2 protein-coding genes (1 of these 2 running past the window's edge) are annotated in these 14,213 nt (G+C 71.3%); both read right to left on the reverse strand.

Translation table 11 applies throughout. From position 1 onward, the window contains the following. A protein-coding gene (locus tag ABZ412_RS16985; protein WP_357281710.1) for a non-ribosomal peptide synthase/polyketide synthase crosses the window boundary here: on the reverse strand, positions 1-12,340 show its 5' portion. Its footprint begins 5,612 nt before the window's first position; 12,340 of the gene's 17,952 nt are visible here — the first part of the coding sequence; the start codon lies at positions 12,338-12,340; the stop codon falls past the left edge of the window. Between the two features lie 514 nt (positions 12,341-12,854). Continuing rightward, a complete protein-coding gene (locus ABZ412_RS16990) occupies positions 12,855-14,207 on the reverse strand; it encodes a GAF domain-containing protein (RefSeq protein WP_357281711.1) in 1,353 nt (450 codons plus the stop codon). Positions 14,208-14,213: the final 6 nt, after the last annotated feature.

Below are 14,213 nucleotides of genomic sequence, written 5' to 3' on the forward strand. Positions count from 1 at the left end.
TGCGGTAGGCGGATTCGCCGGGTGCGCCGTACGGGTCGGCCACGAAGCGGCCGGAGGTGAGCGCCGGGCGCTCGAGGTAGCCGCGCGCCAGCTGACCGCCGGAGACGTAGATCTCGCCGGGGACGCCGACCGGGACCGGACGCAGCCGCGAATCCAGCACGCGCACGGTCAGACCCGGCAGCGCGCCGCCGATCACGCTGGCCGCACCGGTGTCCGGGGTGATCGGGCGGTAGGACACGTGCACCGTGGTCTCGGTGATGCCGTACATATTGATCAGGGCCGGGCCCTGCGGGTGCCGGGCGAACCAGCCCGAGAGCCGCTGCGGCTCCAGCGCTTCACCGCCGAAGATCACATAACGCAGCGCGAGCTCGGAGTCGCTCTCGGCGTCGGCGGTGATCAGCTGGTAGAACGCCGACGGGGTCTGGTTCAGCACGGTCACGCCCGCGGTGGACAGCAGTTCCCGGAACTGCTGCGGCGACCGCGAGGTGAAATAGTCGACCACCACCACGCTGCCGCCGTACAGCAGCGCGCCCCACAGCTCCCACACCGAGAAGTCGAAGGCGTAGGAGTGGAACATGGTCCACACGTCGGCGGGCCCGAAACCGTAATGGCCCTGGGCATTGTCGAACAGCCGGATCACATTGCGGTGCGGGATCACCACGCCCTTGGGGCGGCCGGTGGAGCCCGAGGTGTAGATGACGTAGGCGATGTCGGCCGGGCGCAGCGGGGCGCGCCGGTCGCGGTCGGTGACCGGGGCGGCGTCGTAACCGTCCAGGTCGATGGTGTCGAGGCAGACCACCGGGCCGCCGAACCAGCCGGCGGGCAGCTGGGCCGCGCCGCTGCTGATCGCGCACACCGGGCGGGCGTCGTCGATCACGTACTCGATGCGGTCGGCCGGGTAGTTGGGGTCGATCGGCAGGTAGCCGCCGCCCGCCTTGACCACGGCCAGCAGCGCCACCGCCAGCTCCTCGGTGCGCGGCAGGGCCACGGCCACCAGGGATTCCGGGCCGACACCGGCCGCGATCAGGCAGCGGGCCAGGCGGTTGGAGCGCGCGTCGAGCTCGGCGTAGCTGAGCGTGACGTCGCCGGAACGCACCGCCGGGGCGGCCGGGTCGATGGCCGCCGCGGTCGCGAAACGGTCCGCCAGCGTGGTGAATTCGGCGATATCGGGTCCGGTGCCGGCCCACTCGTGGAGGACGCGAGCGCTCTCCTCGATGGTCAGCAGCGGGATGTCGCCGACCACCACGGTGTCGTCGGTGGCCACCGACGCCAGCACCCGGTCGAAGCGACCGGCCAGGGCGGCGATGGTGTCGGCGTCGAACAGCTCACTGGCGTAGCTGATCTCGATGTCCATGCCGTTCGGGCGGCCGTCCGGGCCGTGCTGCTCGAGCACGGTGAACTGGAGATCGAACTTCGACACCCCGGCGTCCAGAGCCTCCGGGCGCACGGTCAGCTCCGGCAGCTCCACCGCGGGCAGCGCGTAATTGTGGAACGTCAGCGCCACCTGGAACAGCGGGTGACGGGCCTGCGAGCGGGCCGGGGACAGCACCTCGACCAGGCGCTCGAAGGGCACCTCGGCGTGCGAGAGGGCCGCGATGTCGTCGGCGCGCACCGCGTTCAGCACGGTGTCGAAGCCGGCGCGCGGGTCGATCTCGCTGCGCAGCACCAGGGTGTTGACGAACATGCCGACCAGGGCGTCGAGCTGCTGCTCGCCGCGGCCCGCGACCGGGGTGCCGATCGCGATGTCGGTGCTGCCCGAGATCCGGGCCAGCAACACGGCCAGCGCCGCGTGCACGGTGCTGAACAGGGTGGTGTCGTGGGCGCGCGCCAGATCCACCAGGCCGCCGTGCAATTCGGCGTCCACGCGCATGCGGTGGGTGCCGCCGCGCAGCGACGCCACCGCCGGACGCGGGCGGTCCACGGGCAGCTCCAGCTGTTCGGGCAGCCCGGACAGGCGCTGCTTCCAGAACGCCAGCTGCCGGTGCGCGAGCGAGGCCGGATCGGTCTCGTCACCCCGGCGCTCGGCCTGCCACAGGGTGTAGTCGGCGTACTGCACCGGCAGCGGGGCCCAGGCGGGCGCCACACCGGCGCGGTGGGCCTGGTACGCGGTCATGAAGTCCGCGGCCAGCGGGCCCATCGAGAAACCGTCCGAGCTGATGTGGTGGACCACCAGCACCAGCACGTGATCGGTCGGCGACAGGCTGAAAACGGCCGCGCGCACCGGGGTTTCGACGGTCAGGTCGAACGGGCGGGCGACGACCTCGGCCACCCGGGCGGTCAGTTCGTCCGCGGTGATCGGCGCGGTGACCAGCCGGGCATCGCCCTCGGCCAGCACCCGCTGCACGGGACCGTCCGGGCCGTCGGGGTAGACGGTGCGCAGGGTCTCGTGGCGCGCCACCACATCCCGCAGTGCGGCGTGCAGCGCGGCCGCGGCCAGCGGGCCGGTCACCCGCAGCACCATGGGGATGTTGTCCGCCGCCGCGCCGGGGCCGACCCCGGTCGCGCCGGCGTGGTAGCGGTTGAGGAACCACATGCGGCGCTGCGCGTCCGACAGCGGCACCAGCGCCGGGCGCGGGCGCGCGGTCAGCGGCACCAGCGTGCCGCTGCCCGAACGGGATTCGGCGACCGCGGCCAGCCCGGCGACGCTCGGGGCGTCGAACAGGTCGCGCACCGACAGTTCGGCGTCCAGCGCCGCGCCGACCCGGGCCACCACGCGGGCGGCCAGCAGCGAGCTGCCGCCGAGCGCGAAGAAGTCGTCGTTCGCGCCGATCCGGTCGACGCCGAGCAGGTCCGCGAAGACCCCGGCCACCACGTCCTCGGCCACGGTCTCGGGCGCGCGGTAGGCCGCGGTCTCGAAGACCGGGGCGGGCAGCGCGGCGCGATCCAGCTTGCCGGAGGCATTGACCGGGAAGGCGTCCAGCACCACGAACGCGGCCGGAACCATGTACGCGGGCAGCAGGCCGCCCAGCGCCGCCTTGACCGCGTCCAGGTCGATGGCGTGGCCGGGCTCGCGCTGCAGGTAGCCCGCGAGCTGATCGCCCGCGCGTTCGTCCGAGCGCACCAGCACGACCGCCTGGTTGACGCCCGGCTGCGCCAGCAGCGCGGCCTCGATCTCACCCAGTTCGATGCGCAGGCCGCGCAGCTTCACCTGGAAGTCGGTGCGGCCCAGGTAGATCAGCTCGCCCTCGGCGGTCCAGGTGACCAGGTCACCGGTGCGGTACATGCGCGCGCCGTTGCCGAAGGGGTTGGCCACGAAGCGATCCGCGGACAGATCCGGACGGCCCAGGTAGCCGCGGGCCAGCTGATCGCCCGCGAGGTACAGCTCACCGGCGACGCCGGGCGCGACCGGGTTCAGGCGGCCGTCCAGCACATAGGTCTGGGTGTTCCAGACCGGACGGCCCATGGGCACGAACGCGACATCGGTGTCGGCGACCTCGTGGTGGGTGACCTCGACCGCGGCCTCGGTGGGGCCGTACAGGTTGTGCACGCGCGCGCCGGTCAGCTCGCGCATGCGGGCGGCGGTGCCGACGGGCAGGCCCTCACCGGAGGCGAACACCTGGCGCAGGCCGGTGCAGTGGGCGGCGGCCGGCTCGGTCACGAAGACCGCCATCATGGACGGCACGAAGTGCGCGTGGGTGATGCCCGCGCGAATGATCAACTCGGCCAGGTACTTCGGGTCGCGGTGGCCGTCGGGGGCGGCCACCACCAGCTTGGCGCCGATCTGCAAGGGCCAGAAGAACTCCCACACCGACACGTCGAAGGTGAAGGGGGTCTTCTGCAGCACCACGTCGTCGGCGGTCAGCCGGTAGCGGTCCTGACCCCACACCAGGCGGTTCACCACGGCGGCGTGCGAGACCGCGACACCCTTGGGGCGGCCGGTGGAACCGGAAGTGAAGATGACGTAGCAGGCGTTCGACTCCCGCAGCGGCGCGAGACGATCGGCGTCGGTCAGCGGGGTCGCGGCGTACCCGGCCAGGTCGACGGTGTCGACGGCCAGCACCGGGATGTCGCGGGTGGTGGTGAAACCGTCGCGGTCGGTGGTCAGCACGAGCACCGGGCCCGCCGCGTCCAGCACGTAGCCGGTGCGCTGCTCGGGCTGATCCGGGTCGACGGGGACGTACGCGCCGCCGGCGGCCAGGATCGCGTACATGCCGACCAGCAGATCGTGGGAGCGGCGGATCGCCAGCGCCACCCGGGATTCCGGGCCGACGCCGCACTCGACCAGCTTGCGGGCCAGGCGGTGCACGCGGCCGGAGAACTCGCCGTAGGACAGAGTTGTAGCCGGTTGGGAGGTATCGGCGTGCCCGAATTCGACGGCCGGGGCGTTCGGGCAGGTCAGAGCCCGCGACTCGAACAGGGCGACCAGGGTCGCGGGGGTGGTCTCGCCCCACGCGCCGACCGGCAGCGCCGAGCGGATGTCGTGGGCGGTGTCGTTCCAGCCGGTCAGCACCTGGGCGCGCTCGGCGTCGGTGAGCAGGTCGATATCGCCGACCGGGCGGTCCGGGGTGGCGGTGACCGCGTCCAGCACCACGTCCAGGCGACGGGCGAAGGCCGCGACGGTGGCCTCGTCGAAAATGTCGGTGGCGTAGGTGAACACGGCGTCCAGCCTGCCCGCCGCACGATCCTCGACCAGCGACAGCTGCAGATCGAACTTGGCGATGCCCGGGTCCAGCTCGACCCGCGAAGCGGTCAGGCCGTTCAGCTCGAGGCTGGTCTGCGTGGTGTTCTGCAGATCCAGGGCCACCTGGAACAACGGGTGGCGGGCCTGCGAGCGCATCGGACTGAGCACCTCGACCAGGCGCTCGAACGGGACGTCCGCGTGCGCGAAGGCGCGCAGATCGGTCTCACGCACCTGGGCCAGCAGCTCCCGGAACGAACGGTCCGGGGCCACCTCGGTGCGCAGCACCAGGGTGTTGACGAACATGCCGACCAGATCGTCGAGCGCCTGCTCGCCGCGGCCGGCGACCACCGACCCGATCGAGATGTCCGCGGTGCCGGACAGTTTCGCCAGCAGCGTGGCGTAGGCCGCGTGCAGCGCCATGAACAGGGTGGCGCGATCGGCCTCGGCCAGCTCGCGCAGGCGGGCGTGCCGCTCGGCGGAGATGGCGAAGCGGTACTGCGCGCCGTGGCGGGTCGCCACGGCCGGTCGCGGCCGGTCGCCGGGCAGCTCCAGAGTGTCGGGCTGCCCGGACAATTCGGCGCGCCAGAAGCGAACCTGGTCCGCCAGCAGGGATTCCGGGTCGTCCTCGGCGCCCAGCAGGTCACGCTGCCACAGCGTGTAGTCGGCGTACTGGACCGGCAGCGGCGTCCACGCCGGGGCCGCGCCCGTGGTGCGGGACGCGTAGGCCAGCATGAGATCCCGGGTCAGCGGCGCGATGGACCAGCCGTCGGCGGCGATGTGGTGCACGGCGAGCACCAGCACGTGGGTCTCGGGCGCCACCCCCAGCAGGGTGAGCCGGGCCGGAGCCTGCTCGTCCACGGCGAACGGCAGCACCGCGAGCTCGAAGATCCGGTTCTCCAGATCCTCGGCACGCACCTGCTCCGAAACCAGTGCGACACCGGACTGCTCGACCGGCAGCACCAGCTGACGGCCCACGCCGTCCACGGCCGGGTACACGGTGCGCAGCGTCTCGTGCCGCGCGACCACATCGGTGACCGCGGCGGCCAGCGCGTCGGCGTCCAGCGGGCCGTCCAGGCGGATGGCCGCGACCAGGTTGTCGGCGATCGAGCTGTTGTCGAAGCGGTTCAGGAACCACATGCGCTGCTGCGCGTAGGACAGCGGCACCACCTCGGGCCGCTCCCCCGCCACCAGCGGCGCGCGGCCGCCGGTACCGGCCAGGTCGGCCAGCCGGGACGCCAGCTCGGCGACGCTGGACGCCTCGAACAGCAGGCGCACCGGGACCGTGGTGTCCAGGGCCGCGCCGAGGCGGGCCACCACCTGGGTGGCGATCAGCGAGTTGCCGCCGAGCTCGAAGAAGTCGTCGTCCGCGCCGACACCGGCGGCGGGCGCGTCGGCCTCGACGACCGAATCCAGGTGCGCCACCGGAGCATTCGAGCCCAGCGCGGAGTCGGCGACGGCCACGGCCGCGGTGAGGGCCGCGTCCGCCGGAGTGACGTCGGCGGCGGGCGCGAGGCCCAGCACCTCGGCGAAGACCTCGGCCACCAGCAGTTCGATCGGCGTCGCGGGGGCGCGGAATTCGCGGGCCGCGAAGACCGGGGCGGGCAGCGCGCGGTAGTCGAGCTTGCCGTTGACGGTCATCGGCATGGCGTCGAGCACCATGAAGGCCGACGGAATCATGTACGCCGTCAGGCGATCCGCCAGCGCGGTCTTGATCTCGGCCACGTCCACGCCGCCGGCGGCCGCCACCAGGTAGGCCACCAGCTGGTCGCCGCGCACCGCGTCGTGGTGCAGGACCACCACGGCCCGGCGCACCTGCGGCAGCGCCGCCAGCGCGGCCTCGATCTCGCCGAGTTCGATGCGGAAGCCGCGCAGCTTCACCTGGGAGTCGTTGCGGCCCAGGTACTCCACCTGGCCGTCGGCGGTCCAGCGCACCAGGTCGCCGGTGCGGTACATGCGTTCACCGGGCGCCCACGGGCAGGCCACGAACCGGCTCACGGTGAGCTCCGCGCGATTGCGGTAGCCGCGGGTGACCGGCAGGCCGCCCAGGTACAGCTCGCCGATCGCGCCGACCGGCACCGGCCGCAGCCGCTGATCCAGGATCCACTCGCGCGCACCCGGCACCAGGTGGCCGATGGTGACGGTCTCGCCCGCCGCCAGCGCGCCGGTGATGTTCACGACCACGGTGGCCTCGGTGGGGCCGTAGGCGTTGATCATGTCGCGCCCGGCCTCGGCCCAGCGCCGCACCATCTCCGGCGACAGCGCCTCGCCGCCGACCGCGACGTGGCGCAGGGTGGGGACGTCGGCCGGATCGATGGTGCTCGCGCCCGAGGGCGTCATGAAGACGTGGGTGACCCCGTGCGCCCGAATGACTTCCGCCAGCTCGTCGCCGATGTGCGCGCCGGTCGGGGCGACCACCAGGGTGGCGGCCGACCGCAGGGCCAGCAGCAGCTCGCCGACCGAGACGTCGAACGAGGAGCTGGTCACGTGCAGCACCCGCGCCTCGGCGGAACCGCTGAAGCGCTCGTACTGCGCCTCGGACAGACCCGCCAGACCCGAGTGGGTGACCACGACGCCCTTGGGCAGACCGGTCGAACCGGAGGTGTAGATGGAGTACACGACATTGGCGGCGCGCAGCGGCCGCACCCGGTCGGCGTCGGTGATCGGATCGGCCGGGAAGGCCGTGCGGGCGCTGGTGAATTCGGCGTCGTCGAGCAGCAGCCAGGGCAGCGTGTCCGGCAGCGCGTCGCGCACCGGCGCCACGGTCAGGCCGAGCACCGCGCCCGCGTCGCGCACGATGTACTCGATGCGGTCGGCCGGGAAGGCGGGGTCCACCGGCACCCAGGCGGCGCCGGTCTTGGCGATGGCCCACACGGCGACGATGTACTCGATCGACCGCGGCAGGCTCACGGCCACCAGCTGCTCCGGGCCCAGGCCGCGCTCGATCAGCAGGCGCGCCAAGCGATTCGAGAGGGCGTCCAGTTCGGTGTAGGTGAACTGGACATCGCGCTCGATCAGGGCGATCCGGTCCGGGGCCGACACCACGGCCGCGGCCATGATCTCCGGCAGCAGGCGGACCGCGTCCACGGCTCCGCCGGAACGGGTTGTCAGATCGGCGTATTCGGCCTCGGACAGCAGCGGCAGCGCGTTCACGACCACGGCGGGATCGATGGTGATCGCCTCGAGCAGGCGCACATAGCGGCGCGCGAAGACCTCGATGGTGGCGGGATCGTAGAGATCCACCGCGAATTCGAACTCCGCGTGGATCCCCGCCGGTGCCGGACCTTCCCCGGGACCGGCACCGGCGAAGCTTTCGGTGACCGCGACCGACAGGTCGAATTTGGTCACCTCGGTGTCCAGGGTACTCGTCGTGGCAAGCAATCCGGGCAGTTCGAGGCTGATGTCTCCGGCGGCGGTGAACGACAGGGCCACCTGGAACAGCGGATGCCGGGCCGCCGAGCGCACCGGATTCAGGGTCTCGACGAGCTGTTCGAAGGGGACGTCGGCGTGCGCGAACGCGGCAAGATCGATGTCGCGGACCCGGTGTGCGAGGTCGCGGAAGCTGAGCTCGCCGTCGATCTCGGTGCGCAGCGGCAGCGTGTTGACGAACATGCCGATCAGGTCGTCGAGTTCGCGCGCGCCGCGGCCGCCGACCGGGGTGCCGATGACGATGTCCGATTCGCCGGAAAGGCGGGACAGCAGCACCGCCAGCGCGGTGTGCATCAGCATGAAGGTCGAGATGCCCTCGGCCCGAGCCGTTTCCGAAATGGCGGCGTGCAACTCCGCGGTGAGCTCGATGTCGAGCTTGCCGCCGCGGCCGGTGGCGATGGCGGGACGGGGACGGTCGGCCGGGAGCTCGAGCACGTCCGGCACGCCCGACAGGGTGCCGCGCCAGAAGTCCAGCTGCCGGGAGAGCAGCGACTCCGGGTCGTCGGCCGCGCCGAGCCGATCCCGCTGCCACAGCGTGTAATCGGCGTACTGCACCGCGAGCGGCTCCCAGGCGGGCGCCTGGCCGCCGGTGCGGGCCAGGTAGGCGGTGATCAGGTCGCGAGCCAGGATGGGCAGCGAGAGGCCGTCGGCGGCGATGTGGTGCAGCACGATGGCGACCGCGTACTCGGGGACGTCGAGGTCCGCGGCGTCGACCAGTACCGGACCGCCCAGTCCGCAATCGGAGGCGACGGCGCCGGTAACGGTGAACAGTCGTGCACGGAACGGGATCTCGCGCTCCAGGTCGAAACCCTGGGCGGCGAAGGCCCGCAGGCGGGCGTCCAGTTCGTCGGCGTCACAGGACTCCTGCGCCACCGGCTCGGTCGCCACCGCCACCGGCAGCACCTGCTGCTGCGCGAAACCCGCCGTGGTGGTGGGGAACACGGTGCGCAGCACCTCGTGGCGGCCCAGCACGTCGGCCAGCGCGGCCCGCATGACCTCCGGATCGGCCTCGCCGCGCAGGCGCACCACGAACGGCATGTTGTAGCCGGCGCTCGCGGTGTCGAAACGGTTCAGGAACCAGATGCGCTGCTGCGCCGGGGACAGCGGCAGCGCCTCCGGCCGGTCGCGGCGCACCAGGGCGACCGCGCTGCCGGACTCGGCGTCGGCGTCCACGAACTGGGCGTCGATCACGGCGGCCAGCTCGGCCACGCCGGTGGCGGAGAACATCTCGCGCACCGTGAGGTGGCAGCCCAGCTCGGCGTTCAGCCGCGACGCCACCTGGGTGGCGATCAGGCTGTTGCCGCCCAGGGCGAAGAAGTCGTCGGTGCGGCCGACCTGGTCGGTGCCCAGCACCTCGGCGAACATGGCGGCGACAGCCCGCTCGGTCACCGTCACCGGCGCCTCGTGCACCACCGCGACCCGGACCGGATCCGGCAGCGCGGCCCGGTCCAGCTTGCCGGAAGCGTTGACCGGCAACGCCTCCAGCAGCACGAACGCGCTCGGCACCATGTAGGCGGGCAGCGCCCGCGCGGCCGCGGCCTTGAGCTTGATCGCGTCCACCTCGTCGGTCGCGACCGCGTAGGCGACCAGCTGGTCGTCGCGCACGATCACCACCGCGCGGGACACGCCCTCGACATCGCCGAGCACGGTCTCGATCTCGCCCAGCTCGATGCGCAGGCCACGCACCTTCACCTGGAAGTCGGTGCGCCCCAGGTACTCGATCTCACCCAGCTCGGTCCAGCAGACCAGATCACCGGTGCGGTACATGAGTTCACCCGGGGCCGCGAACGGGTCGGCGACGAACCGCTCCGCCGTCAGACCCGGACGCGCCATGTAGCCCCGGGCGAGCTGAACCCCCGACAGATACAGCTCACCCGGAGTCCCCATGGGGACCGGCCGCAGGCGTGCGTCGAGCACGTACAGCCGGGTATTGAACACCGGCGCGCCGATCGGCACGGCGGTGGTATCCGCGGCGGTCACCTCGTGCGAGGTGACCTCGACCGCAGCTTCGGTGGGGCCATAGAGATTGTGGAGCGGGGCGCCGGTCAGGGCGCGCAGCCGCTGCGCGATGGGGCCCGGCAGCGCCTCGCCCGAGGCGAACAGCTGCCGGATCCGCAGCGGCGGTTCACCCGCGGCCGCGGCGGCCTCCAGCTCGGCCACGAACGGATCCATCATCGACGGCACGAAATGCACCACCGTGACGCCGAATTCGGCGATCACCGCGCGCAGGTAGGCCGGATCGCGGTGGCCGTCGGGCTGGGCCAGCACCAGGGTCGCGCCGATCTGCAGCGCGAAGAACAGCTCCGGCACCGAGACGTCGAAGGTCATCGGCGTCTTCTGCAGCATCACGTCCGAGGCGGACAGCGCGAAGGTCTCACGCATCCAGACCATGCGGTTGACGATGGAGCGGTGGCTCACCGCCACGCCCTTGGGGCGGCCGGTGGAACCCGAGGTGAAGATGACGTAGGCGGTGTTCGCCGGACGCAACGGGGACAGCCGGTCCACATCGGTCACCGTGTCGGCCGAGAACTCGGCCAGCGCGGCCTCGGTCAGCTCGGCGATGTCCAGCACGGCGGCGTCGGTGGCGGGACGGTCCGCGGCGGTGGTCAGCACCAGCGCGGGCGCGGCGGTGTCCAGGATGTGCGCGATCCGGTCGGCCGGGTGATCGGGGTCCAGCGGCACGTAGGCGCCACCGGCGGCCTGCACCGCGTACACCGCGACCAGCAGCTCCGGCGAACGGCGCAGGTGCAGCGCGACCAGCGACTCCGGGCCGATGCCGCGCGAGATCAGGTAACGGGCAAGCCGATTCACCCGTCCGGCGAACTCGGCGTAGGTGAGATCGCAGGCGGGGGTCCCGCCGAAACGCACCGCGAGCGACTGCGGCGTCCGGGCGGCCTGCGCCTCGAACATCGACACCAGGGTCGCCTCGGGGTCCACGGTGAACGCGGTGTCGTTCCACTCGCGCAGCACCACCTCGCGCTCCCGCTCGGTGATGACCTCGACCGCGGACAGCGGGGCCGCCGGGTCCAGCTCCACCAGCCGCTCGACGAACGCCACGAAACGCTCGATGTGGCGGTCGATCTCGTCGGCCGTGTACAGGTTCGGGTTCACCTCGAGGTCCAGGCGCACCCGGTCGTTCTCGCCGTAGAAGGCGTTGAGGCTCATGTCCTCGACCGGGCTGGTGGACAGCAGGTTCAGCCGGCCCTGGATATCGCCGAAGTCCAGCTGCGGGTGGAACAGCATGATGTTGACCATCGGGCCGTACAGCGCCCGCGAGGCCGGAGCGCCCTGCAGTTCGGCCGCGTCCCGGCGGATGTCCTCGTGCCGGTAGCGCTGGTGGCGCAGCGCGCCGGAGATCTCCAGGCGAGCCGCGGTGAGCAGCTCCAGCCAGGAGGTGTCCGGCCCGGCCGCCATCCGCAGCGGCACGATGTTGGACAGCATGCCGGTCGAGCGGCGCATGACCGCGGTGGTGCGGGCGGTGACCGGCAGGCTCAGCACGGCCTCGTCCTGGCCGGTCAGCTTGGCCAGGTAGGCTGCGAAGGCGGCGATGATCACGCCCGCCAGACCCGAATCATGCTGCGCGCCACACTCTTCCATGCGGCGGACCAGGTCCTCCGGCAGCACCACGCCGCGGCGCAGGTTGTCCGAGCGCGGCGGGGCGGTGCGGCCCTTGAGCGACATGGTGCCGTCCAGGCCCGCGGTGCGCTCCTGCCAGTAGGCGCGGTCGGTGCGGAAGCGGCTGCTCTCGCGGTAGGCCAGTTCGGATTCGACCAGCTCGCGCAGCGTGCCGACCTTCACCGTCTCCGGCTCCAGGCCGCTCTGCAGCGCGGTGTAGCGACGGGCCGTCCACTGCATGGTGTTCAGGGCGGCGTAGCCGTCGCCCACGATGTGGTGACCGACGAAGAACCAGAACCAGCGCTGGTCGGCGACCCGGATCAGGGTGGGCGAGAACAGCTTGCCGGTGAGCAGGTCGATCGGCTCGAGGATCTGGACCTGCATCCACTCGTGCGCGGCGGCGATGGGATCGGCTTCCGAGCGCAGGTCCATCAGCTCGGTGTTGTGCCCCGCGGTCGGGTCGATGTACTGGTGGGGCTGTCCGTCGATCTCGGTGAAACGCAGCTGGGAGGAGCGCCAGATCGGGACGCCGTCCTCGACGACGCGCAGCAGCAGGTCGACGTCGAAGTCACCCTCGATGTCGACGTACTGGACCAGGTTGAGGGGCACTTCGGGAGCCAGCAGCTGGGCGTACCACAGCCCGATCTGCGCGGGTCCGAGCGGGAACGGCGCAGACAATTCAGTCGACGTCGGAACTTCACTCGGTCCGAGACCACTCGAGTCCGTACCCTGCACCAGAGCCTCCCTTGTCATGGCGAATTGCTATGTCGACCAACGGTTTCGGGGCATCACGAAATAGACCTGAGTGCGCTCGGCTGACGAGAGCGCACCAGGCCGCGAGTTATCGCATCGCCCTGGGTTTTTCGACGAATGCGCGGCGAATCCGCGCGTGATCCAACTAGTGCTCGAAGCGGCCGGGCTTACTGGCTCGCCGGCCGGGATGCGGTTGCCTCCGGGTCACCGCATCCGGACTGTCCTACTGCCGATCTCCTCCAACTGTCACCTGCATCACAGGGATGCCGTTCATGCATGTGGACACTAGGCGTTTACACAATAAAAAGGAACTTTTTCCTGAAAAAAAGTTGGACGAGCGTCTAGTTGGCAGCCGATCCGGCGCGAAGATCGCGATGAATGTGGGTCAGACCACATAACAAGGCGGCGGTGTGACCGACCGCACTTTCGGATGTGGAGATTAGGAGTCGAAACGTTGCAACTGCGTTGCATCGGCGCCCAAGCGCCGATCCAGCACCCGGATCTTGGCCTCGATCTGCGCATACAGCGGAGACTCACGGTCCACGGTGGCCCGATAGGCCGCCCACGCCGCCGCGTCGTCGCGTCCTTCGGCGCCCGCGGTCCACCGACTCAAGACCGAAGCGTCGCCGGAACGTAATACAGCCGTTCTCAAGCGCACCCGCAATTCATCGCGAATGTCTATAACTCCCGGAGCGGTCGAACGCGGCAACACCGGGCCCGCGTACAGCCGCACGGCGGCGTCCACATCCCCGGAATCCAGGGCGGCGCGCAGCGCCTCCACATCCGTGGCGATCGGCACGCGCAACCGGTACGGGCGCGAGCCGAAGACGTTCGAACCGACCACCGAGCGCAGCCGCGACATGGCGGCGCGAATCGTGGCGTTGTCCAGATCGGCGTCATCGAGCAGCAGGGCCAGGTGATCGGCCGACAACCCCTCGGAATGTTCGGCGAGCAGCAACAGGATCTCGGCGTGCCGCTGCGACAATGGGACCCGCTCCCCCGCCACGGTGAGCTGCGGCTGCCCGAGTCCGAGCACCTCCAGGCCCAGGCGCTCCGGCGCGGGCGCGTCGGCGTGCGAACGCCGATCCTGACCCGAACGCACGGCGGCCAGCAGCAGATCCATCTCCGCGGCCGTGGCCGCCGCCTTCACCAGGGCCAGGATCTCCGGGCGCGCCACCCGCACACCGCCGGCGATCATCAGCACGCCGACCAGGCGGCCGTCCGGATCGTGCACCGGCGCAGCCGCTCCCGTGATCTGGTGCATGCGGTGCAGGAAATGCTCGGGGCCGTGGATCCAGGCCGCGCGGCCGGTGCGCACCACCAGGCCCACCGCATTGGTGCCGACCCGGCGCTCGCTCAGGTCATTGCCCTCGCGCAATCCCGCCTCGGCGGCCGGCTGCACCCGGTCGGCATTGCCGTGCACCGAGAGCACGCGGCCGAACTGGTCTGCCACCACCACGATCAAACCGGTACTGGTCGCGTCCCGCAGCAACAGCTTGTCCACCAGCGGCATCACCGCGGCGATCGGATGCGCGTCGCGATAGCGCTCGAGGTCCGCGCCGCGCAGGCCGCGACCGTCCCCATCGTCCATCGGGTCCACGCCGCCGCGCACGCTGCGCAGCCACGATTCCAGGACCATGGGACGTAACAGGCCGGGCAGTTGCCCCAGCTGTTCTCCACCCAGGCTGAGATATCCGTGAGCCTGGGCGGCATATGTTTCGAGCGCACCGAGTTGACTGCCCGGTTCGGCGCCGTGGTTAGGGTTTCCCCCACCCGCAAGATTGCTGACCATTTGCCT

This window comes from Nocardia sp. NPDC005746 (assembly GCF_040630785.1).
In the GTDB taxonomy this organism is placed as follows: Bacteria; Actinomycetota; Actinomycetes; order Mycobacteriales; family Mycobacteriaceae; genus Nocardia.

Coding starts and splice junctions, on each gene's coding strand:
- ABZ412_RS16990 (WP_357281711.1), bottom strand. CDS start 14,207: ATGGTCAGCAATCTTGCGGGTGGGGGAAACCCTAACCACGGCGCCGAA.